The following is a 22413-nucleotide window of genomic DNA, read 5'->3' on the forward strand; positions in this document are numbered from 1 at the left end:
TGAGGGCCGGGGCCGGGGCCCGGCCCAGCCCCGGCCCCGGCCCCGGCCCTCAGAGCTTGAACGTCGCCCGCGGGATGCCGGACACGATCCGCCGGGCGGTGTGCACGGCGTCCTCCTCCGAGATCTGGTGGGTGACCACGAGCGACGCCAGGTACGCGGCGTCCGCTCGACGTGCCATGTCGTGCCGTGCCGGGATCGAGCAGTAGGCGCGGGTGTCGTCGATGAACCCGGAGGTCTTCGTGAACGACGCCGAGTCGGTGACGGCGGAGCGGTACCGCCCGATCGCTGCCGGGGTGTCGATGAACCACCACGGTGCCCCGGCGTACACGGCGGGGTAGAAGCCCGCGAGCGGCCCGATCTCCCGCGAGAAGACGGTCTCGTCCACGGTGAAGAGCACGAGGTGGAAGCCGGGTGCGGTGCCGAAGGCCTCGAGCAGCGGCCGGAGCGGCTCCGTGAACGACCCGACGGCCGGCAGGTCGTGCCCGGTGTCCGGCCCGAAGCGCTCGAGCGTCGGGGTGTGGTGGTTCCGGATCACGCCAGGGTGCAGCTGCATGACGAGGCCGTCCTCGACGCTCATCTCCGCCCAGCGGTAGAGCATGTCGTGCCGGTACGCCGTCGCCTCGGACTCGGTGACCGACGAGGGGTCTCGGAGCGCCGCCGCGTGGATGCGTTCCCGCTCGCCCGCCGACAGGGGAGCGGACCCGGCGTCGAGCACCCCGGTGTCGGTGGCGGTCGCGCCGTGCTCGATGAAGTACCGGCGACGTGCTCGGAGCGCGGCCAACAGGCCTGCGTGGGTGCCCGTGTCGATGCCCGACGCCTCCGCGATCGACGCGACCACGGGCCTCCAGTCCGACCGCGTCGGGTCGAACACGGCGTCGGCGCGGAAGGTGGGGAGCACCCGACCGGTGAAGCCGGGGTCCGCCGTGAGCTGCGCGTGCGAAGCGAGGTCGTCCGCCGGGCCGTCGGTGGTGGCGAGGACCTCGATGCCGAAGGAGTCGAACAGGGCGCGCGGACGGAAGGCGGGGGACGCCAGCAGGTCGGCGATGTGGTCGTACTGTGCGTCCGCGTTCCCGGCGGACGGTGCCTGGTCGAGCCCGAACACGTCGTGCAGCTCCGTCTCGAACCAGTACCGCACGGGGGTTCCGAGGAAGTCGTCCCAGTGCTCCGCCAGCTGCCGCCAGATGGTGCGGCCTGGAGGCTCGTGGTGCGTTCCGGACAGGTCGGCGCGTCCCAGCGCCTCCAGTCCCACCCCGTTCGCGTGCAGCAGGCGGAGCACGTAGTGGTCGGGCGTGATGAGCAGCGCTGCCGGGTCCGGGAACGGCTGGTCCGCCGCGATGAGCGCTGCGTCGACGTGCCCGTGCGGCGAGATGATCGGGGCGTCCTTGACCGCGTCGTACACGGTCCGTGCCACGGCTCGCGCTCCGGGGTCGGCCGGGAACAGACGGTCGGGGTGCGGCGCGAGCCGCGTGGTGGTGCTGGTCTGGGTCATCATCGACTCCTTCGGTGGGACGGCGATCGCAGGATCAGGCGGTGTCGGAGCGGGGCGCCGGACCGGTCGACTCCCGCACGGTCAGGTGGGTGGGCAGGGCGACGGCACCGGACATGTGCTCGCCGGGCAGCTCGTCGGCGGGGAGCGCGCCGAGTCGTCCGAGCAGCATCCGGATCGCGACCCGGCCGGCCCGCTCGATGGGCGACGTCATCGTGGTGAGCGGTGGGTTGCAGAAGTCGGCGCCGAAGATGTCGTCACAGCCGACGATGCTCATCTCCTCGGGCACGCGGACCCCGCGCTCCCGCAGCCGGGCGAGCATGCCGATGGCGATCAGGTCGTTGAAGGCGATGCAGGCGGTGGCGCCGGCGTGCACGGCGGCGTCGGCGGCGGCGGCCCCGGAGTCGACGAAGGGCGCGTGCGGCCCGACGCGGCCGACCCGGATGCCCAGGCGTTTGGCGACCTGCACGAGCGCCCGCCACCGCCGCTCGTTCGACCACGAGCTGTCCGGCCCGGCGACGTAGAGGATCTCCCGGTGGCCCAGTGACACCAGGTGCTGGACCGCCTGCTCCACCCCGCCGGGGGTGTCGATGAGCACCGAGGGCACACCGGCCGGCCGGCGGTTCACCACGACGAGGGGGACCCGCTCGGCGAACCGCGCGATCTGCGCGTCGGACAGGCGCGACGCCGTCAGCACGACGCCGTCGGCCTTCGCCCCGACGGCGCTCAGCGCGGCCATCTCGGCGTCGGCGGACTCCTCGGTGTCGACGAGCAGTTGCGTCCACCCGGCCCCGGCGAGCTGGTGCTGCGTGCCGCGGATGACGTCGAAGTAGAAGGGGTTCGTGATGTCGGACACGAGCACGGCGACGGCGCGGGTGCGGCCGGAGGTCAACGCGCGGGCCTGCGAGTTGGCGACGTAGCCGAGTTCGCGTGCTGCCCGCTGGATGCGCTCCTGCGTGACGGGGTTCACCCGGTCGGGCAGGGACAGGGCGCGGGAGACGGTGGACGCGGCGACCCCGGTCGCGTCGGCGATGTCGCGGATCGTGACGCGACGCGCGGCACCAGCGGCACCGGCGGCGGCGGCACCGGCGCGCGTGACAGCACCGGCGGCGGCACCGGCGCGCGTGCTGGCGCCAGCGGCGGCACCGGTGCGCGTGCCGCGTCCGTCGTCCGTCGTCCGTCCGCTCACGAGGCCGAACGTATTCGCGTCTGGCAACAAGTGGCAACCGGTTGCCGCCTGTTGCCAACGGCGGAACAGTGGTGCCACCGAGCAGCGCCGCTCGGAGGAGGTCTCGAGGAGGAAACCCCCGTGAAGACGAGAAGACTGCCAGCCCGCACCCTCGTCGGTGCCGTCGCCGTGGTCGCCCTCGCCGCACTGTCCCTGCAGGGATGTGCCGTGGTGAACGGCAGCGGCGACGACCCGAACACCCTCCGCGTGATGATGGGCGCGGACACCACCTACCCCAAGGAACGCAAGCAGTGGCAGCGGGACACCGCCGCCGAGTTCAAGCGCACGACCGGCGCGGACATCCAGTGGGAGACGTACTCGTCCGCGCAGGAGGAGTTGACCGCGATCCAGACGAGCGTCATCTCCGGCCAGGGGCCCGACGTGTACGCGATCGGCACCACCTTCACCCCGACCGCCTACGCCACCGGCGCCTTCGTCGAGATGGGGGCGAAGGAGTGGAAGGCCATCGGCGGCAAGGACCAGTTCGACCCCGCGTCGTTCGGCATCTCGGGCCCGAGCCCGTCGAAGCAGATCGGGATCCCCTTCGCCAGCCGCCCGTTCGTGATGGCAGTGAACAAGGACCTGCTCGCGAAGGCCGGCATCACCGACATGCCCACGACGTGGGACGAGCTGACCGCCGACGCGAAGGCCACCACCGGTGACGGCCGCCACGGGATGGCGATCGCCTACGCCGACGGCTTCGACCCCTGGAAGTTCGTGTGGGGGATGTCGCAGAACGCCGGCAACACGATCGTCGACGGCTCGGAGGCCGAGATCGACAGCGAGGCCGTCGCGAACGCCTACCGCACCTACTTCGACTGGGTCACGAAGGACGGTGTCGTCGACCCGGCCGCGATCGGCTGGAACAACGCCCAGGCCCTCGCACAGTTCACCGAGGGCAAGGCGGCGTTCTTCCCGATGACGACCACCACCGCGATCAACTCGTTCGAGGGCACGAAGGTCGACGGCAAGTACGAGTTCGCCCTGCTGCCGACCGTCCCGCCAGGTGCCACGGAACGGCCGGCGGACGGCATCGAGGCCGCGAGCATCCTGTCCGGCGACAACTGGGTCGTCGCGGACTACGGGACCAAGCAGGATCTGTCGTTCGCGTTCGTCAAGCAGCTCAGCGCTCCGAAGGCGCAGCTCGAGTACTACGACCTGTTCGGCAACCTGCCGACGAACGCGTCCGCCGCTGCCGACCTCGCGGCCGACAACCCGCAACTCAAGCCCATCATCGACGCCGGCCGGCTCTCGAAGCCGACCGCGTTCACCGGTGCATGGTCCGACATCCAGCTCGCCCTGGTCGACGTCGTCGTGCAGTCGATCCCGTCGCTGAAGTCCGGCGAGGTCTCCGACGACCAGCTGCGGGCACGCCTCGAAGCAGCACAACGCGACGCCCAAGCCACCCTCGACCGTCAGAAGAACGGAGGTCTGTGATGACCAGCACGCAGACCAGGCCCCGCACCGATGCGGCGCCGCCGCGGCCGGTGCGTCCGGCCGGCAAGACGCCCCTCTACAAACGCGAACGCCCGCTCTGGATGCTCCTGCCCGGCGGGGTCCTCATGCTCGCCGTCATCGTGGTGCCGCTCCTGGTGGGCTTCTGGATCGCGATGCTCGACCTCGACCAGTACACGCTCCGCCAGTGGTTCAGCGCCCCGTTCGTCGGGTTCGCCAACTTCACCGAGGCGTTCACGAACTCGCCGCTGCTGCACTCCATCTGGATCTCGGTGTCGCTGTCGGTGCTCGTCACCGCGGTGACCGTGCCGATCGGGGTCGCCGCCGCGATCTCGACGCAGAACCGGTTCCCCGGCCGCGGACTCGTCCGTTCGATCTACCTGATCCCGTACGTGCTCCCCGCGTTCGTCGTCGGGACGTTCTTCCGCACGATGCTGCAGCCGCAGGGCGTCGTGAACTCGATCCTGCACACCGACGTGCTGTGGCTGAACGGCTCGGCGTCGTACTGGGCGCTCGCCGGCGTGATGATCTGGACGAGCTGGCCCTTCGTCTACCTGCTGTCCCTGGCCGGACTGCAGGCCGTGGACAACGAGGTGCACGAGGCCGCCGCGCTCGACGGGGTGACCTGGTGGGCGAAGCTGCGGTACATCATCTTCCCGTACCTGCGCGGACCCCTCAGCCTCGCGGTGATCATCTCGATCCTGCACAACATCAACAACTTCACGCTGCCGTTCGTGCTGTTCGGCATCCCGCTGCCGTCCAGCGTCGAGGTGATGCCCGTCCTGACGTACATCGCGAGCTTCCAGTCGTTCCGCTTCGGCCTGTCCGCGGCGATGGCGATCTGCTCGCTCGTGATCGTCGCGATCCCGCTGTTCGTCTACCTGCGGGCGGTCAAGCTCGACACCGGTGACGACGCGGGCCCCAACCGGAAGCAGCGTCGCGCCGACCGCGCCACGCTCGCCGCCGCCCCGACCGCAGCCGACCTCGACGGAGCCCGCGCATGAGCGCCCCGAGCACGTCCTTCAGCACCCGCACCCGCCCCACCGCGACGCTCACCGAGAGCATCACGACCGGCGGCGGGCGACGGAGCAAGCGTCCATACGACACCGACGTCACCCGGCTGCTGCCGCGCTGGCTGCTCGTCACCGTCATCGCGGTGATCATCGCGTTCATCGCCGTCCCGGTGCTCTACATCCTGTTCGGATCGGTCAACTCGGACGTCGCGGTCGCCCGTGGCGAGTACTTCCCGTCCGAGTTCACCCTGTCGAACTACGTCGAGATCTGGTCCACCGTCGCCCTCGGCGAGGGGCTGGTGAACTCGATGCTCACCGCCGGAGCCGTCGCCGTCGCGAGTGCCGCGCTCGCCGTCTCCACGGCGTACGTGCTGGTGCGGTTCCGGTTCCTCGGGCGTCTGACGATCCTGCGTGGGCTCCTCGCCCTGCAGTCGATCCCGGGCACGCTGCTGCTCCTGCCCGTCTTCGTGGTGTTCTCGAACATCGCCAGTGCGACCGGGGTGCAGATCATCGGCACCCGCTGGGGCCTGTTCGTCACCTACCTGACCTTCGCCCTGCCGTTCTCGACGTGGGTGATGGTCACGTACCTGCGCGGCCTGCCGAAGGAGCTCGAAGAAGCGGCGCGGATCGACGGCGCCAGCTCGACGAAGATCCTGACGAAGATCGTGCTCCCACTGTCGTGGCCGGGCATCGTCGTGTCCGCGATCTTCGCGTTCCTGCTCGGCTGGAACGACGTCCTGTTCTCCACGATCATGACGACCCCGAACACCCGGACGGTCGCCGTGGTCCTGCAGGTGCTCGGCACCACGCAAGAGGGCGGCGCCGTCCCGATCTACGGCCAGATGATGGCCGCCTCGATCGTCTGCGCGGTCCCCGTCGTCGCCCTGTACCTGATCTTCCAGCGCTACCTGATCGGCGGGCTCACCGCCGGCTCCGTCAAGTAGGCCGCAACCCAGAACCGGACGGGAGGCCCGTGGCGGCCCCGCCACGCGCCTCCCGTCCGAACGAAAGGACACCATGACCGACCAGCCCAGTTGGGAACTCTCCGGTTTCGGCGACGAGATCGACGCCGACCCGGTCGTCCAGGTCGCGGTCCTCCAGGCGCTCGGCGCGAGCGCCATCGAGGTCCGCAGCGCCTGGGGCGTCAACGTCGTCGACCTCGACGAGGACCAGCTCGCCGGCCTCCACCGGCTGCTCGACGAGCGCGGGCAGACCGTGTCCGCGATCGCCTCGCCGATCGGCAAGGTGCCCGTCGACGAACCCGTCGAACACGAGGTGTCGCGGCTCGCCCGTGCGATCCGTGCCGCGCACGCCCTCGGCACCACGAACATCCGGATCTTCTCGTTCTACTTCGAGGGCCGCACGCCCGACGACGTCCGCGACGACGTCCTCGTCCGGATGCGGGCGCTGGCCGACCTCGCCGAGCGCGAAGGGGTGACCCTGCTGCACGAGAACGAGAAGGACATCTACGGCGACGTCCCCACGCGGGTGCTCGACATCGTCGAGAGCGTCGGGTCCCCGGCACTCCGCCTCGCCTGGGACAACGCGAACTACGTGCAGTGCGGCGTCCGGCCGTTCACCGACGGCTGGGCACAGCTCGCGCCCTACGTCGACTACCTGCAGGTCAAGGACGCCCTCGCCGCCGACTCGTCGGTGGTGCCGGCGGGCGAGGGTGACGGCGAACTGCTCCAGACGCTCACCGCACTCCGCGACGCCGGGTACTCCGGCTACGCCTCGCTCGAGCCGCACCTCAGCGACGTCACCTCCCTCGGCGGGTTCTCCGGCCCCGCGGCCTTCGGTCGTGCCGGCCGGGCCTTCCGCACCCTCACCGACCAGATCGGAGTCACCCTGCGATGACCGAACCCACCAACCCGCTCCGCCTGGCCGTCGTCGGCGCCGGTGTCATCGGACGCCACCACGCCACCGTCGCGGTGCACCACCCCGACCTGCAGGTCGTCGCCCTCGTCGACGCCGTGCCCGAAGCCGCCACGAGCGCAGCCGACGCGATCGAGGCGATGGGCGTCGCCCGCCCGATCACGACGTCCACCATCGAGGAGGCGATCGACCAGACCGACATCGACGTCGTCGCGATCTGCTCGCCGTCCGGCATGCACGTGCAGCTCGCCGAGGCCGCCCTGGCCGCCGGCAAGCACGTCGTCATCGAGAAGCCGCTCGACACCACGATGCCCCGGGCCCGGCAGATCGCAGCGCTCGCCGCAGCCGCTCGCGACCGCGGGCTCGTCACGAGCGTCATCAGCCAGCACCGCTTCGACCCGGCGTCGGCAGTCGTCGCCCGGGCCGCGCACGACGGCGAGTTCGGCACCGTGACCTCGGGGCTCGCGAGCGTCGCCTGGTACCGGTCGCAGGGGTACTACGACTCCGGTGACTGGCGCGGCACCTGGGCGCTCGACGGCGGCGGCGCGGTGATGAACCAGGGCGTGCACACCGTCGACCTGCTCGTCTGGGCGCTCGGCCGTCCCGTCGAGATCTCGGCGCAGACCGGCCTGCTCGCCCACGACCGCATCGAGGTCGAGGACACCGCGGTCGCCACCGTCCGGTTCGCCGGCGGGGCGCTCGGCGTCGTCCACTGCACGACCGCCGCGTACCCGGGGCTCTCCGCCCGGTACGCGGTGTACGGCACGCACGGGTCCGCCATCGTCGACGACGACCGGCTCGCGTACTTCCACATCGCCCCGGACACCGCCACGCTCGAGTCCGCCGCGACCACGTCGAACGCCAGCGCCGTCGCCGGAGCGGTCGACCAGAAGGACCAGGTCGTCCCGCCCGAGCACGTCGTCGGCGGCCCGGCTGAACCCGACCACTTCGCCGCGGGGCACGCGCGGCAGTACACCGACATCGTCGACGCGATCCGGCAGGGGCGCGAACCGGGCGTCACCGTCGACGCGGCCCTGGTGTCGCTCGCCACCGTCCGCGGGCTCTACGTCAGCGCGACGCTCGGTCAGCCCGTGCGCATCGACGACGTGATCGACGGGAAGTACGACGACGTGGTGCCGGTCGTCGGCACACCCGCAACCGCCACCGCGACCGAAGGAGCAGCCCGATGAAGTTCTCCGTGTTCACTGCCTCCACCCCCGACTGGACCCCGTCCGAGGCCGCCGAGACCCTGGCGGCGCAGGGCTGGGACGGCATCGAGTGGCGCATCGTCGACGACCGCCCGGTGTCCGGCGAGAGCGTCCCGGCTGCTCGCTCGTTCTGGGCGGGCAACAACTCGACGTGGCAGTACACCGGCATCCGTGACCGGGTCGGCGAGATCGCCCGGGTCACCGACGCCGCCGGGCTCGAGTACTCGGGCATCGGCGGCTACCAGCCGGCGGCCGACCACGACGGCGTCGAGACGATGCTGCGCGTGACGAGCGAACTCGGTGCCCGCCAGGTCCGTGTCACGATGCCCCACTACCGAGCCGAGCGGGAGCGCACCGGCGAGACCTACCCCGAGCTCTTCGACCGCACCCGCGCCGACCTCGAGTGGGCGGCGGACCGCGCGGCCGAACTCGGCGTCAAGGTGCTGGTCGAGCTGCACCACATGACGATCACGCCGTCGGCCTCCGCGGCACTGCGACTGATCGACGGTCTCGACCCCGCACACGTCGGCGTCATCCACGACCTCGGCAACCTCGTGATCGAGGGGTACGAGGACCACCTCGCCGCGTTCGAACTGCTCGGGCCGTACCTGGCACACGCCCACGTGAAGAACGCCCACTGGGTCGACACCGGCGACACCCGTGCCGACGGCAGCTCGATCTGGCAGCACGAGTGGGCACCCCTGCGCACCGGCCAGGCGTCGGTCTCCGAGTACCTCGACGCGCTCCGCCAGGTCGGGTACGACGGGTGGGTCACCATCGAGGACTTCTCCACCGACCTGCCGCTCGAAGCCCGCACCGCCGACAACCTCGCGTACCTGCGCTCCCTCGTCCCGGTGACCGCATGACGGAGCGACGACCCGGCATCGTGCACCTCGGGGTGGGGGCCTTCGCGCGCGCCCACCTCGCCTGGTACACCGCCCACACCACGGGGGAGCCGTGGGGCATCACCGCCTTCACGGGCCGCTCGCCCGCGGCCGCGGACGCGTTGACCGCGCAGGACTGCCGGTACACGCTCGTCACCCGAGCCGCGTCCGGCGACGGAGCCGAGGTGGTCGACACGATCGTGGCCGCCCACCCGGGCAGCGACGACACGGCCTGGAGGCACGTGGTCGCGTCGCCTGCGACGACCATCGTCACGCTGACGGTCACCGAGCAGGGCTACCGGCCCGGTTCCGACGTGCCGGCGCGGCTGGTCGCGGGGCTCGACGCCCGCCGTGCCGCCGGGTCCGGACGCATCGCGCTGGTCAGTCTCGACAACCTGACGCACAACGGGGCGGTGCTGCGCGACGCCGTGCTCGACGCCGTCACCGACGACGCCCTGCACGACTGGATCGAGGCGAACGTCACGTTCCCGAGCTCGATGGTGGACCGGATCACCCCGGCCACCACCGACGACGACGTCGCGCGCCTGTCGGAACTGCCGGGTGCGCTCGCCGGAGACCGGGTCCCGGTCGTCACCGAGCCGTTCGCGGAGTGGGTGCTCGAGGACGCCTTCGACGGGATCGACCGACCCGCGTGGGAGACCGCCGGGGTGCGCATCGTCGAGGACGTCACCCCGTACGAGCAGCGGAAGCTCTGGCTGCTCAACGGCTCGCACTCGCTCCTCGCCTACCTGGGGTTGCAGCTCGGGCACGACACCGTGGCCGAGGCTTTGGACGACCCGGTCTGCCGCACCGCGGTCGAGCAGCTCTGGGACGAAGCCGCGCTCGAGCTACCGCTGCCCGACGCCGAGGTCGCGGAGGCCCGCGCTGCCCTGGTCGAGCGGTTCGCCAACCCGCGCATCCGGCACACCCTGCGGCAGATCGCGTCCGGCGGTTCGCAGAAGCTGCCCGTCCGCGTCGTCGACGTCGTGCGGCACCGGCTCGCCCGCGACCCCTCGGCCGGCATCGGCACCGGAGCGGCCACCGCCCTCGCCGCGTGGTGGTTGCACGTCACCGGGCAGCCCGACCTGGTGGACGACCCCGGTGCCCCCGGGCCAGACTCGGACGTGCACGACGTCCTGGCCGTCATCGCCCCCGAACTCGACACGACCCCCGTGGTCGCCGCCGTGACGGCGGCGGCCGACCGCATCCGCACCGCCGCGGCACGCGCCCGCGAACGCTCCAACGGAGGAGTCCACGCATGACCGACACGAACACCACGAACCCCGCGGCCCCGGTCCCCGGTGCCACCGACAGCGGGCCGGCCGAGACCACCGCCGGCCGTCCGGACACCTGGGCCTCGGCGGACCGCGGGCAGCTGATCGAGCGGGCCGAGGTCATCGTGACCAGCCCGAACCGGAACTTCGTGACGCTCAAGCTCACCACGGCCGACGGCGTCACCGGGCTCGGCGACGCCACCCTGAACGGCCGTGAGCTCGCGGTCTCCGCGTACCTGTCCGAGCACGTCGTCCCGCTGCTCGTCGGCCGTGACGCCAGCCGCATCGAGGACGCCTGGCAGTTCCTGTACCGGTCGTCGTACTGGCGCCGGGGTCCGGTCACGATGGCCGCGATCGCCGCCGTCGACATGGCCCTCTGGGACATCAAGGCCAAGGTCGCCGGGATGCCGCTCTACCAGCTGCTCGGCGGGGCATCGCGCACCGGGCTCATGGCGTACGGCCACGCCTCGGGCAAGGAGCTGCCCGAGCTCTTCGACTCCATCCGCGAACACCAGGAGGAGGGCTACCGCTCCATCCGGGTGCAGACCGGTGTGCCCGGCCTCGAGTCCATCTACGGCATCGCTTCGAACAGGACCACCGAGGGCAACGCCGGCGTCCGCTACGACTTCGAGCCCGCCCAGCGCGGTGCGAACCCGGCGATGGAGGACTGGGACACCCGCGCCTACCTGCGCCACGTGCCCACCGTGTTCGAGGCGGTCCGCAACGAGTTCGGCCCCGAACTGCCCCTGCTGCACGACGGCCACCACCGGATGACCCCGCTGCAGGCCGCCAAGCTCGGCAAGTCGCTCGAGCCGTACGACCTGTTCTGGCTCGAGGACTGCACCCCGGCCGAGAACCAGGAGGCCCTGAAGCTCGTCCGGCAGCACACCACGACGCCGCTCGCGATCGGCGAGGTCTTCAACACCATCTGGGACTTCAAGGACATCATCCGCGACCAGCTCATCGACTACGTCCGCGGTGCCGTCACGCACATGGGCGGCGTCACCCCGCTCAAGAAGACGATGGAGTACGCGGCGCTCTACCAGGTCAAGTCCGGGTTCCACGGGCCGACCGACATCTCCCCGGTGGGCCTCGCCGCGCAGATGCACCTCGGGCTCGCGATCCACAACTTCGGCATCCAGGAGTACATGCAGCACGGACCGCAGACGAACCAGGTGTTCCACCAGACCTTCACGTTCACCGACGGGTACCTGCACCCGGGTGACGAGCCGGGCCTCGGGGTCAGCCTCGACGTCGACGAAGCCGGCAAGTACCCCTACGAGCAGGCGTACCTGCCGTTCAACCGCCTGGCCGACGGCACCGTCCACGACTGGTAGCCCCCTTCGCAAAACACCGGTGTTCGTCGGTTGAACCGCTGCATCCCGCGGCTCGGAGCGCGAACACCGGTGTTTTGCGGGAAGCGACGGGGCAAGCTGGGGGCATGGAGTTCGCGGACGTCGCCAGGGAGCTGCTGCTCGTCGCGCCGCAGGACTTCGTCGCCGAGCGCACCGCACGGCAGCGGGCCGTGCGCAAGGACGACCGTGCGCTCGCGACGGCGATCGGGAAGCTCCGGAAGCCCGCCCCGGCCGCCTGGGTGATCGACCTGCTCGCCCACGACGGCGCGCTCGACGACGCCGTCGACCTCGGACCGGCGCTCCGCAAGGCCCAGGCCGACGCCGACCCCGACGCGATCCGCACGCTCCGACGGCAGCGCGCCGAGGTCGTCGACGCCCTCGCGCAGGCCGGTGCCGACCTGGCGTCCGACGCCGGACACCCCGTCACCCCGGCGGTGCTCGAGCAGGTCCGGTCGACGATCGAGGCGGCGATGGCGGACCCGCACGCCGGCGCGGCCGTCCGGTCGGGGCTGCTCGTGACGGCGCTCGAGAGCGTCGGGTTCGACGCGGTGGACCTCGACGGGGCCCTCGCGGATCCGGATGCGGTCCCTGATGCCTGGTCCGGCAGCGATGCCCCACCCATCCCCATCTCCCAGGCGAGGGGCGCGCGCAAGGCGAGTCGTGCCTCCAGGCCCGCGCAGCGCCACGACGCGGCGACGCAACCCGACTCCGAACCCGCACCCGAACGGAAGCGCGACCCGGCGGCCGACCGGAAGGCCGCACGCCAGGCCGAGACGGCAGCGCGCACGGAGTCCCGCGACGCCGACGCAGCACTCGACACCGCCGAGGCAGACCTCGAACAGGCGGAGGAGCGCCGCGCCGAGTTCCAGCGTGCCCTCGAGCAGGCCGAGGCCGAGATCACCCGGCTCGAGGCAGCCCGCGACGAGGCCGAGGCGGCGAGCGACCGCGCGCGGGACGTCCTCCACGCCGCGCAGGAGCACCGTCGGGAGGTCGGTCGCTGAGCCGTCCGGGGCGACCTCATCACCTCGGATGAAAAGCGGCCGCACGGCTCGGTCCCCGTCCGGCACGGCCCATACGCTCGCGTCATGACCTCCTTCCTCCGCCGGTACCGGCACCTGCTGGCCCCGGCTGCCGGCGCCGTGTACCTCGTGCTCTGGATCGTCGCCGAGGCCGGACGCGCGGGGCTCGCCGACCACGTCGTCGTGGTGTCGGCCTTCGCCGTCGCCATCGGCCTCGCCGCGTGGATGCCCGCGACCGCGCTCGGACTGGTCGTCGGCATCCCGCTCCTGCAGGCGGCCCGGCTGCTCACCCGGCCGACCGACACGACCTGGCCGGAGTACCTGGCCATCGCGATCGTCGTCGGCGTCGTCGGTGCCGGTCGGTCGGACCTGCTCCGCTACCTCGCCGTCCCCGTGCTCCTGCTCGCGAGTGCGGCTGCCGCCTGGGCGATGGCGGTCCCGACCGCTGCCGACCAGGACGTCTGGGGCAGCTGGGTGGGGAACTCCGGCGGGACCCGGTCAGACCTCGTCACGATCACGTTCGCGTTCGCGGGGGTCAGCGGTGTCGCGTGGGCGGTCGGCGTGGCCATCGGTGCCGCGTGGCGGATCGGCCTCGCCCGGGTCCGGGTGGTCGAGGCGCAACGTCGAACCGAGGTGACCACGACCGAGCTCCGGGCCGAGCAGGACCGCGCACGGATCGCCCGCGACGTGCACGACTCGCTCGCCCACTCACTGGCGGTCGTCGTGTCCCAGGCCCAGGGTGCCGCGGCCATCGCCGTGCGGGACGAACACGCCGCCCGGGCGCTGCAGGACATCGCCGACGTGAGCCGCTCGGCACTGGGTGACGTCCGGGCCCTGGTGGAACGCATCCAGGCGAGCGACGACGCCGACCGTCACGGGCTGCTCGACGTCCCCGACCTGGTCGAGGACATGCGGGAGCTCGGGATGACCGCGACGTTCGAGGAGCACGGCGCCGGGCTGCTGCCCGCGGACAGCGCCGGCGCGGTGCACCGGATTGTGCAGGAGAGCCTGACGAACGTGCTGAAGCACCAGGGGCGGACCGCGACGGCCCGGGTGGCGCTCGACTGGCGCGGCCCGGGGCTCGGCGTCGTCGTGACGTCACGGGGGAGCGAACCCCTCGTCGAGCTCGACGGTGTCGGGTCCGGTGTCGCCGGGATGCAGGAGCGTGCGCGTCTGGTCGGCGGCTGGCTGCGTGCCGGTGTCGGCGACACCCCGGACGAGTGGGTCGTCACCGCGTGGGTGCCGACGACCGCTGCGGTGCCGACCGATGCGGTGCCGACCGCAGCGACGGCGGAGACCGACGCCGTCCTGCCGGAGCACGTCCGATGACCGCCGTCCGTGTCGCCGTCGTCGACGACCAGCGACTGTTCGCCACCGGGATGCAGATGCTCGTCGACGCGCAGGACGACATGACCTGCGTCGGGACCGCCGGCGACGGTGCCGCCGCCCTCGAGCTCTGCGCCGCCGAACACCCCGACGTGCTGCTGCTCGACCTACGGATGCCGGTCATGAACGGCATCGAGACCCTGACACGTCTCGCCGCGTCGACCCACGAGCGCCCGCGGGTCGTCGCGCTGACGACCATCCGCCGCGACGACGCCGTCCTCACCGCACTCCGTGCCGGCGCCGCCGCGTTCCTGACGAAGGACGCGCTGCCCGAAGTGGTCACCGCGACCATCCGCGACGTGCACGCCGGCCGACCGGCCCCGACCGAAGCCGAGGCGCTCGACCTGCTGCGCGCGCAGGGCACCCCGGCCGTGACCGATCGACGCGACGAGGTCCTCGACGCGCTGACGGCCCGCGAGCGCGAGGTCTTCCTGCTCGTCGCGAAGGGGCTCAGCAACGCCGAGATCGCCGAGTCCGTGTTCCTGAGCGACGCCACCGTGAAGACCCACGTCCGCGCCGTCCTCACGAAGCTCGGGCTCCGGAACCGGATCCAGGTCGTCATCACCGCACACGAACGCGGCCTGGTCCGCGCCTAGGGGGAACCATGCAGATCACGAACCGGGCCGCGAAGACCGGCACCCTCGTCGTCGTCCTCGCCGGACTGGCCGCCGCCGTCGTCCACGGGCTGCCCGAACGCGCCGACGTCGCGGTCGCGCCCACCGTCGAACAGGACAGCACGGCGTGGGCGATGCCCCTCGACGCCTTCCTCGCACCGGCCTCGTCGAAGTCCACGTACGCCGAGGACCTGGTGGCTCAGCCCTGCTTGCGGAAGGCCGGCATCGACGACCCGCCTCCTTGGGCGACCGCGGCCGGGCTGCAGGCCGACGACGACGCGGCCGACACCGCCGCTCGGGCGAACCCGTCACCCGCGCTCGGGACCACCCGGCCCCTGACCGCGGCGCTCGCCGAGACCCGCGGCTACCACGGGCCGTCCGCCGCCGGTGCGAACCAGGAGGGCATGCGGCAGTGGGGGTACGACCCGGACCGTCAGGCCGAGTTCGCCGCGCTCCCGGACGACGTGGCAGCCCGCTGTTGGAAAGCAGCCCGGAAGACCCTCGGTACCTCGCTGCGCGGCACCGAGCAGACCGCGTCCGAGCTGGCCCAGCGCCTGACGTACCTGGCGGCGCTGGACGCACGCCAGGACGACGCGGTCCGCACAGCCGCGGCCGGGTGGCGCACCTGCATGGCGCCGTCCGGTGTGCCCGACCTGCCGGAGGGTCCGGAGGGCATGCCGACGCCCTCGATGCACGTCAGCGCCCGTGACGGCGACCGGGTCGTCCTGTTCTCGGACGATCCGGGGAAGGCCGAGGTCGCCGTCGCCGAACGGGACGTCGCGTGCCAGGAGTCCTCCGGCTACCGCAGCGCGCTGTACGCGGCGGAGTGGGAACGGCTGCTGCACGTCACCGCGACCGACGCGGCCGTGCTCCGGAAGGGCTCGACGCGGCAGCCGCAGGTGGACGCCCGACTCGACCGGGTGATCGCGCGGCTCGCGCCGGCGGCACCGACGGACGTCGACTGACGCGGCGGTCGCGGGGAGCGGTCCTGGGGGGAGCGCCCCGCGCCCGCCGCGTGTGGACGACGGACGGGAGGCCCGTGGCGGGACCGCCACGGGCCTCCCGTCCGTCCCGGGTGTGCGTCCGGACCATGACGCGCGACACGCCCGGACGCTCCTGCTAGACTCAGTCCCTGACTTCGGCGAGGGCTGCGTACGCGCGGCCGTGATCGACGCGGTGGGATACCCGGCAAGACCCTGGGATCGTTCCTCACGCGTGCACGCGTTCGAGTTGCAACACCACAGACCCCCACGATGCCGGCACTCCGGCGTCGTCCCCGACACCAGGAGGCACCATGGCCGACTACACCAAGCTCGCAGCGGAAGTCCGCACCAAGTTCGGCAAGGGCGCTGCTCGCAAGCTCCGCGCGGCCGACAAGATCCCCGCGGTCGTCTACGGCCACGGCACCGAGCCGAAGCACATCTCGCTGCCCGGTCACGAGACCATGCTGCTCGTCCGTACCGCCAACGCGGTCGTCGACCTCGACATCGAGGGTGCCGCACAGCTCGCCCTCGTCAAGGACGTCCAGCGTGACCCGGTGCGCCAGATCATCGAGCACATCGACCTCGTGGTCCTCCGCCGCGGCGAGAAGGTCACGGTCGACGTGCCCGTCGTCATCGAGGGCGAGTCCTTCTCCGGAACCATCCACGTGCAGGACCTGAACACGATCTCGCTGCTCGTGCTCGCCACCGACATCCCGGAGCACGTCTCCGTGAACGTCGAGGGCCTCGAGGACGGCGTGCAGATCCACGCCTCGCAGCTCGAGCTCCCCGAGGGTGCCGAGCTCGAGACCGACGCCGAGGCGCTGGTCGTCGCGATCGTCACCCCGCGTGGCACCGCTGACGACGACGCCGCCGACGAGGCCTCGGCCGAGGCCGGCGCCGAGTCGGGTGCCGAGGGCGCCGCGGACTCCGAGTAACAACCGTTCGCAGGACATCTGGTCGACGCTGATGGCGGAGTGCTGATGACGGGCAACACGCTCGTCGTGGTCGGGCTCGGGAACCCCGGGCCCGGCTACGCCGGCAACCGCCACAACGTCGGCCAGATGGTCCTCGACGAACTCGCCTCCCGCATGGGGGCGACGTTCAAGAAGCACAAGACGCCGAACCAGGTCGCCGAGGGGCGTCTGGTCCCCGGCGGCACGCGACTCGTGCTGGCGAAGCCCGGGTCGTTCATGAACACCTCGGGCGGGCCGGTCTCCTCGGTGCTCGGGTTCTACAGCGCCACCCCGGCCGACCTCGTCGTCGTGCACGACGAGCTCGACCTGCCGTTCGACACCGTCCGCCTCAAGGGCAGTGGGGGGCACGGCGGGCACAACGGCCTGCGCGACATCATCAAGGCCACCGGCACGAACGAGTTCATGCGCGTGCGGGTCGGCATCGGTCGTCCCCCCGGTCGGCAGGACCCGGCCGACTACGTGCTGCGTGACTTCTCCGCGGCCGAGAAGAAGACCCTGCCGATCCTGCTGGCCGACGCCGCGGACGCGGTCGAGGCGATCGCCGAGGTCGGGCTGCTCGCCGCGCAGCAGCGCGTGCACGCTCCGTCCTGAGTGCCTGGCGCTGTTCGCCCGTCGCGCACGCCGCGGTCGGTGTCGGTGGCGGCCGGTACCATCTCCTGAGTGACGATCTCGGGCATCATCCCTGCGCTCTCGCGCGCCTCCGCCTTCGATCGCGTGCTGCGCGCCGCACCGCGCGACGCCGACTTCTCCGTCGTGGACGGCCTGCGCGTGCCGCTGCTCGGCGCACTGCTCGCCGAGCGAAACGGTCCGCAGTGCGTCCTCGTCATCACGGCGACCGGGCGTGAAGCCGAGGCCGTCCGTGAAGCGTTCGGCAGTTACGTCCCCGACGCCGACGTGCTCGAGTTCCCCGCGTGGGAGACCCTGCCGCACGAACGCCTCAGCCCGAGTGCCCAGACCGTCGGCACGCGCATCGCGACGCTCCGGAAGCTCGCTGCGTGGCAGGCGGCGGACCCGGCCGAGCGGCGGCAGACCATCGTCGTCGCGAGCGTCCGCGCCGCGCTGCAGCCGATCGCGAGCAACCTGACGTCCCTGGCGCCCGTGGTGCTGCGGACCGACTCGCGGGGCAACGACCTCGCGGCGATCGCGTCCCAGCTGGTGGACCTCGCCTACTCGCGCGTCGACCTCGTCACCCGCCGTGGTGAGTTCGCGGTGCGCGGGGGCATCCTCGACGTCTTCCCGCCGACGGCCGACCACCCGGCACGCGTCGACTTCTTCGGCGACGAGATCGAGGCGATCAAGGCGTTCTCGGTCGCCGACCAGCGCACCACCGAGGACGACCTCGGCTCGGTCGAGCTCACCGCCTCGCGCGAACTCCTGCTCAGCGACGACGTCCGGCAGCGGGCGCGCGAGATGCTGCACGAGTTCCCGAACCTGTCCCAGATGCTCGCGAAGATCGCCGAGGGCATCCCGGTCGAGGGCATGGAGTCCCTCGCCCCCGCGCTCGTGCAGGACCTCGTGCCGATGACCTCCTACCTGCCGGACGACGCCACCATCGCGGTGTTCTCGCCCGAGCGGGTGAACGGCCGCGCGAACAGCCTCGCCGAGACGAACACCGAGTTCCTGCAGGCGGCCTGGAGCGCAGCGGTCGCCGGTGCCCAGGCCCCGATCGACCTCGACGCGGGCAACTTCCTGACCGTGCAGCAGCTCAAGAACACCCGCGGCCAGCGCACCTGGTGGACGGTGTCGCCGTTCGATTCCGGCCTCGACGAGGGGGACACCGAGCGCGTCCTCACCGATGCCGAGGCGGCTGCCGAGGCCGGCGAGTACATCCGCGTCCGCGCCGAGGCCGTCCCGAGCTTCGCGGGCAGCGCCGACGGTGCGATCGCGCACGTGAAGTCGCTGACCGACGACGGGTGGGCCGTCGTGGTGACCGCGCAGGGCCAGGGCCTCGTCGAGCGTGCGGTGCAGGTCCTCGCCGACGCCGGTGTCGCCGCCCGCGCCGATGCCGTGACCGCGCCGCCCGAGCCCGGTGTCGCCGTCGTGACGACCGCGACCGTCGAGCACGGCTTCGCGATCCCCGACCCGCGCATCGCGGTCCTGAGCGAGGCCGAGTTCTACGGCCGCAGCGTCCAGCAGGGCGCCCGCACCGTCAAGAAGCTCGCGAGCCGCCGCAAGAACGTCGTCGACCCGCTGCAGCTCAAGCCGGGCGACGTCGTCGTGCACACGACCCACGGCATCGGCAAGTTCGTCGAGCTCGTCAGCCGCGAGGTCTCCAGCGGCGGCCGCAACGCCGTGAAGACGCAGCGCGAGTACCTCGTGCTCGAGTACGCGCCGTCGAAGCGCAACTACCCGGGCGACAAGCTCTTCGTGCCGACCGATCAGCTCGACCAGCTGTCACGCTACGTCGGTGGCGAATCCCCGACCCTGTCGAAGATGGGCGGCTCGGACTGGTCCGCCGCCAAGTCGAAGGCCCGCAAGGCCGTCCGCGACATCGCCGTCGACCTGGTCAAGCTGTACTCGGCGCGCATGGCGTCGAAGGGCCACGCGTTCGGCCCGGACACCCCGTGGCAGCGCGAGCTGGAAGAGGCGTTCCCGTTCGCCGAGACGGCCGACCAGCTCACCACGATCGACGAGATCAAGCGCGACATGGAGCGGCCGATCCCGATGGACCGCCTGCTCTCCGGCGACGTCGGCTACGGCAAGACCGAGGTTGCGATCCGCGCCGCGTTCAAGGCCGTGCAGGACGGCAAGCAGGTCGTCATGCTCGTCCCGACGACCCTGCTCGTCCGCCAGCACATGGAGACCTTCCAGGAGCGTTTCGCCGGGTTCCCCGTGCACCTGCGCGCCCTGAGCCGGTTCCAGACCGAGAAGGAGTCGAAGGAGACCATCGCCGGGCTCGCCGACGGCACGGTCGACATCGTCATCGCGACCCACCGGATCCTGTCGCAGGGCATCACCTTCAAGGACGTCGGGCTCGTCATCATCGACGAAGAGCAACGGTTCGGCGTCGAGCACAAGGACCAGCTCAAGAAGTTCAAGACCAACGTGGACGTCCTGGCGATGTCGGCGACCCCGATCCCGCGCTCGCTCGAGATGGCGGTCACGGGCATCCGCGAGATGTCGACCCTCGCCACCCCGCCCGAGGACCGCCATCCGATCCTGACCTTCGTCGGGCCACAGTCCGACCTGCAGGTGGCGGCGGCCATCCGCCGCGAGCTCCTGCGGGAGGGCCAGGTGTTCTACGTGCACAACCGCGTGAAGGACATCCAGTCGGTGGCCGCGCACCTGGCCGAGATCGTGCCGGACGCCCGCATCGCCGTGGCGCACGGGCAGATGTCGGAGACCGCCCTCGAGCAGGTCATGGTCGACTTCTGGGAGCGCCGGTTCGACGTCCTGGTGTCGACGACGATCATCGAGACGGGCCTCGACATCGCGAACGCGAACACGCTCATCATCGACAAGGCGGACAAGTACGGCCTGTCGCAGCTGCACCAGTTGCGCGGTCGTGTCGGTCGCGGGCGGGAGCGCGGGTACGCCTACTTCCTCTACGACTCCGACAAGCCGCTGTCCGAGACCGCGCAGGACCGCCTCGAGACCATCGCCGCGAACAACGAGCTCGGCGCGGGCATGCAGGTCGCCATGAAGGACCTCGAGATCCGCGGGGCGGGCAACCTGCTCGGTGGCGAGCAGTCTGGCCACATCGCGGGCGTCGGGTTCGACCTGTACCTGCGGATGATCGGCGAGGCGGTGTCGCAGTTCCGCGGTGACGTCGCCGAGGGGCAGACGGAGCTCCGGCTCGAGATCCCCGTCGACGCGCACATCCCCGAGGACTACGTCGAGTCCGAGCGACTCCGGCTCGAGGCGTACCAGAAGCTGTCGGCGGCCTCGGCCCCGACGGCGCAGCCGAACGCGATCGACATGGTGCTCGACGAGCTCACCGACCGCTACGGGCAGCCGCCGCAGGCCGTGCAGACACTGGTCGAGGTCTCTCGCCTCCGTCGCATGGCGCAGCAGGTCGGCCTGTCCGACGTCGTCGTGATGGGGTCGAACCTGCGGGTCGCCGGCAAGGAGCTCGCCGACTCGTCCCAGGTGCGCCTCAAGCGCATGTTCCCGGGCGCGCGCTGGTTCCCGCAGCAGAACGCGACGAGCATCCCGATCCCGCGTCCGCACGACCAGGCCCTGCCGGACGATGCCCTCATCCAGTGGGTGGAGAGCATCCTGACCGCCGTGTACGGGGCGACGACCCCGGCGGAGGCGCCGGCCGCGTAGACGCGAGCGGAGACGGACTGGAGGCACGGTGCGGGCCCGCACCGTGCCTCCAGTCCGTCCGTGGCCGCGTCCATGGCGCGACACGCTGTTCGCGACGGACCACGCGGTTGCCGATGCGGAACGACAGAGTCGACGTCGTACGACGTCGACTCTGTCGCTCCGCGTCGGCTGGGCCGCAGGCGAGCCGCTACTCGGTGTCCTCGGCCTCGGACAGCTCGCGGCGTGCACGGTACGCCCGCGCCCGCAGGGTGACGACGACCGCCGACGCGACGATGGCGATGCCCGAACCGACGAGCACGGCGAGGACGCCCTCGTCGAGGATCTCTTCGTTGCGGGCGAACGCCAGCTCGTTCATGAGGAGCGACACCGTGAACCCGATGCCGCCGAGCACGCCGACGGTGATGATCGAGAAGAACGACAGCGACGAACGGCCGGGCGAGCGGAAGATCCGCGTCGCGATCGTGCCGAACAGCGTGATGCCGATCACCTTGCCGACCGGCAGGGCGATGACGACCGCCCAGAACGTGGGGGAGAGCTCGCTGATGCCGACCGCGGGGATGATGACCGCTGCCGATGCGAACGCGAACACCGGCAGCACGATCGCGTTCGACCACGGCTCGACGTTCTCGTGCAGGGTGTGGCCAGGACGGCGGGGGAGCACGAGCCCGAGGGCAACGCCGGCGATCGTGGCGTGCACGCCGGAGTGGTAGACGAGCCACCAGGTCAGGAGCCCGACCACGACCATCGCCACGATGATCAGCGTCTGGCCGCTGCGCCCCGGACGGAGCATCCGGCCGAGCAGCCAGAACACCGCGAGGGTGACGACAGCGCCCGCGAGGGCCGTGAAGTCGGTGTCGTGGGCGAACACCACGGCGATGATGATGATCGCGATGAGGTCGTCGAGCACGGCCAGCGCGAGCAGGAACACCCGGATGCCGCTCGGCAGCCCGCGACCGAACATGGCGAGCACCCCGAGCGCGAACGCGATGTCCGTCGCCGTCGGGATCGGCCAACCGTGCGTGTACTGCGTGCCCGCGGTGACGAGCAGGAAGATGCCGGCCGGGACGAGCACGCCGCCGACCGCCGCGATGGCGGGGATGATCGCGGTCTTGGGGTTCGACAGCTCGCCGTCGACGAGTTCCTGCTTCAGCTCGATCGCGACGAGCAGGAAGAAGACCGCGAGCAGACCGTCGCTGATCCAGTGCGCGATCGACAGGTCGAGGCCCAGGGCACCGAGCGGCAGGTGCGCGTCGAGCAGCCGTTCGAGGCCGGGGCCGACCGGGGAGTTCGCCACCACCAGGCCGAGCACGGCGGCGGTGAGGAGCGCGATGGCGCTGAAGCGGGGGGAGCGGACGAGGGACGACATGGATCTCCGTCTCGAGGGGTCGGG

The 22413-nt window shown here is 71.5% G+C and carries 18 protein-coding genes; 15 read left to right on the top strand and 3 right to left on the bottom strand.

All coding sequences use genetic code 11. The annotated features are described in order from the left end of the window. Positions 1 to 49: 49 nt before the first annotated feature. Positions 50 to 1489, bottom strand: a complete 1440-nt coding sequence (uxaC, locus tag KK087_RS14930; RefSeq protein WP_214566351.1) for a glucuronate isomerase — start codon at positions 1487 to 1489, stop codon at positions 50 to 52. A 34-nt stretch (positions 1490 to 1523) separates the two neighbouring features. Further along, entirely contained in the window at positions 1524 to 2675 is a 1152-nt protein-coding gene (locus tag KK087_RS14935; protein WP_439647699.1) for a LacI family DNA-binding transcriptional regulator, read from the bottom strand. A gap of 120 nt (positions 2676 to 2795) precedes the next feature. On the opposite strand from KK087_RS14935, the gene KK087_RS14940 reads away from it, so the two are divergent. From KK087_RS14940 to mfd, 15 genes are all read left to right on the top strand, one after another. Continuing rightward, positions 2796 to 4151 carry an ABC transporter substrate-binding protein gene (locus KK087_RS14940; RefSeq protein ID WP_214566352.1) on the top strand — a complete coding sequence of 452 codons (1356 nt, stop codon included), beginning with the start codon at positions 2796 to 2798 and terminating at the stop codon, positions 4149 to 4151. Further along, the gene (locus tag KK087_RS14945) at positions 4151 to 5173 is read left to right on the top strand and encodes a carbohydrate ABC transporter permease (RefSeq protein WP_214528943.1); all 1023 of its coding nucleotides are present in this window, start codon (positions 4151 to 4153) and stop codon (positions 5171 to 5173) included. The genes KK087_RS14940 and KK087_RS14945 overlap by 1 nt, the downstream gene beginning before the upstream one ends. After that, on the top strand, positions 5170 to 6126 hold the full coding sequence (locus tag KK087_RS14950) for a carbohydrate ABC transporter permease (RefSeq protein WP_214566357.1): 957 nt from the start codon (positions 5170 to 5172) through the stop codon (positions 6124 to 6126). Before KK087_RS14945 ends, KK087_RS14950 begins: the two co-directional genes overlap by 4 nt. A 73-nt stretch (positions 6127 to 6199) precedes the next feature. After that, positions 6200 to 7039 carry a sugar phosphate isomerase/epimerase family protein gene (locus KK087_RS14955; RefSeq protein WP_214566358.1) on the top strand — a complete coding sequence of 280 codons (840 nt, stop codon included), beginning with the start codon at positions 6200 to 6202 and terminating at the stop codon, positions 7037 to 7039. Next, positions 7036 to 8247, top strand: a complete 1212-nt coding sequence (locus tag KK087_RS14960) for a Gfo/Idh/MocA family oxidoreductase (protein ID WP_214566359.1) — start codon at positions 7036 to 7038, stop codon at positions 8245 to 8247. The genes KK087_RS14955 and KK087_RS14960 overlap by 4 nt, the downstream gene beginning before the upstream one ends. Beyond that, complete coding sequence (locus KK087_RS14965) at positions 8244 to 9131, top strand: sugar phosphate isomerase/epimerase family protein (protein ID WP_214566363.1); 888 nt, start codon at positions 8244 to 8246, stop codon at positions 9129 to 9131. Before KK087_RS14960 ends, KK087_RS14965 begins: the two co-directional genes overlap by 4 nt. Beyond that, positions 9128 to 10411 carry a mannitol dehydrogenase family protein gene (locus KK087_RS14970; RefSeq protein WP_214566365.1) on the top strand — a complete coding sequence of 428 codons (1284 nt, stop codon included), beginning with the start codon at positions 9128 to 9130 and terminating at the stop codon, positions 10409 to 10411. Before KK087_RS14965 ends, KK087_RS14970 begins: the two co-directional genes overlap by 4 nt. After that, complete coding sequence (gene manD, locus KK087_RS14975; RefSeq protein WP_250901167.1) at positions 10408 to 11760, top strand: D-mannonate dehydratase ManD; 1353 nt, start codon at positions 10408 to 10410, stop codon at positions 11758 to 11760. The genes KK087_RS14970 and manD overlap by 4 nt, the downstream gene beginning before the upstream one ends. 104 nt (positions 11761 to 11864) lie before the next feature. Next, positions 11865 to 12779, top strand: a complete 915-nt coding sequence (locus tag KK087_RS14980; RefSeq protein WP_214566367.1) for a hypothetical protein — start codon at positions 11865 to 11867, stop codon at positions 12777 to 12779. Between the two features lie 84 nt (positions 12780 to 12863). Continuing rightward, a complete protein-coding gene (locus KK087_RS14985) occupies positions 12864 to 14126 on the top strand; it encodes a sensor histidine kinase (protein ID WP_214566369.1) in 1263 nt (420 codons plus the stop codon). Continuing rightward, positions 14123 to 14779, top strand: a complete 657-nt coding sequence (locus KK087_RS14990; protein WP_214566370.1) for a response regulator — start codon at positions 14123 to 14125, stop codon at positions 14777 to 14779. Before KK087_RS14985 ends, KK087_RS14990 begins: the two co-directional genes overlap by 4 nt. 8 nt (positions 14780 to 14787) lie before the next feature. After that, a complete protein-coding gene (locus tag KK087_RS14995) occupies positions 14788 to 15762 on the top strand; it encodes a hypothetical protein (protein WP_214566371.1) in 975 nt (324 codons plus the stop codon). A 329-nt stretch (positions 15763 to 16091) separates the two neighbouring features. Then, a complete protein-coding gene (locus KK087_RS15000) occupies positions 16092 to 16715 on the top strand; it encodes a 50S ribosomal protein L25/general stress protein Ctc (protein WP_214528950.1) in 624 nt (207 codons plus the stop codon). Positions 16716 to 16760: 45 nt separating this feature from the next. Next, entirely contained in the window at positions 16761 to 17345 is a 585-nt protein-coding gene (pth, locus tag KK087_RS15005; protein ID WP_214566372.1) for an aminoacyl-tRNA hydrolase, read from the top strand. 69 nt (positions 17346 to 17414) lie between these two features. After that, positions 17415 to 21023, top strand: a complete 3609-nt coding sequence (gene mfd / locus KK087_RS15010) for a transcription-repair coupling factor (RefSeq protein WP_214528952.1) — start codon at positions 17415 to 17417, stop codon at positions 21021 to 21023. A 187-nt stretch (positions 21024 to 21210) separates the two neighbouring features. On the opposite strand, the gene nhaA is transcribed toward mfd, so the two are convergent. Then, positions 21211 to 22389 (bottom strand): Na+/H+ antiporter NhaA, encoded by a 1179-nt coding sequence (gene nhaA, locus KK087_RS15015; protein WP_214528953.1) that lies wholly within the window; start codon positions 22387 to 22389, stop codon positions 21211 to 21213. Positions 22390 to 22413 lie beyond the last annotated feature (24 nt).

It is taken from the genome of Curtobacterium aurantiacum (assembly GCF_018598555.1).
Lineage (GTDB): Bacteria > Actinomycetota > Actinomycetes > Actinomycetales > Microbacteriaceae > Curtobacterium > Curtobacterium aurantiacum.

Coding starts and splice junctions, on each gene's coding strand:
- KK087_RS14980 (WP_214566367.1), top strand. CDS start 11,865: ATGGAGTTCGCGGACGTCGCCAGGGAGCTGCTGCTCGTCGCGCCGCAG.
- KK087_RS14985 (WP_214566369.1), top strand. CDS start 12,864: ATGACCTCCTTCCTCCGCCGGTACCGGCACCTGCTGGCCCCGGCTGCC.
- KK087_RS15000 (WP_214528950.1), top strand. CDS start 16,092: ATGGCCGACTACACCAAGCTCGCAGCGGAAGTCCGCACCAAGTTCGGC.
- uxaC (WP_214566351.1), bottom strand. CDS start 1,489: ATGACCCAGACCAGCACCACCACGCGGCTCGCGCCGCACCCCGACCGT.
- manD (WP_250901167.1), top strand. CDS start 10,408: ATGACCGACACGAACACCACGAACCCCGCGGCCCCGGTCCCCGGTGCC.
- KK087_RS14990 (WP_214566370.1), top strand. CDS start 14,123: ATGACCGCCGTCCGTGTCGCCGTCGTCGACGACCAGCGACTGTTCGCC.
- KK087_RS14950 (WP_214566357.1), top strand. CDS start 5,170: ATGAGCGCCCCGAGCACGTCCTTCAGCACCCGCACCCGCCCCACCGCG.
- KK087_RS14970 (WP_214566365.1), top strand. CDS start 9,128: ATGACGGAGCGACGACCCGGCATCGTGCACCTCGGGGTGGGGGCCTTC.
- nhaA (WP_214528953.1), bottom strand. CDS start 22,389: ATGTCGTCCCTCGTCCGCTCCCCCCGCTTCAGCGCCATCGCGCTCCTC.
- KK087_RS14965 (WP_214566363.1), top strand. CDS start 8,244: ATGAAGTTCTCCGTGTTCACTGCCTCCACCCCCGACTGGACCCCGTCC.
- KK087_RS14995 (WP_214566371.1), top strand. CDS start 14,788: ATGCAGATCACGAACCGGGCCGCGAAGACCGGCACCCTCGTCGTCGTC.
- pth (WP_214566372.1), top strand. CDS start 16,761: ATGACGGGCAACACGCTCGTCGTGGTCGGGCTCGGGAACCCCGGGCCC.
- KK087_RS14960 (WP_214566359.1), top strand. CDS start 7,036: ATGACCGAACCCACCAACCCGCTCCGCCTGGCCGTCGTCGGCGCCGGT.
- KK087_RS14955 (WP_214566358.1), top strand. CDS start 6,200: ATGACCGACCAGCCCAGTTGGGAACTCTCCGGTTTCGGCGACGAGATC.
- KK087_RS14945 (WP_214528943.1), top strand. CDS start 4,151: ATGACCAGCACGCAGACCAGGCCCCGCACCGATGCGGCGCCGCCGCGG.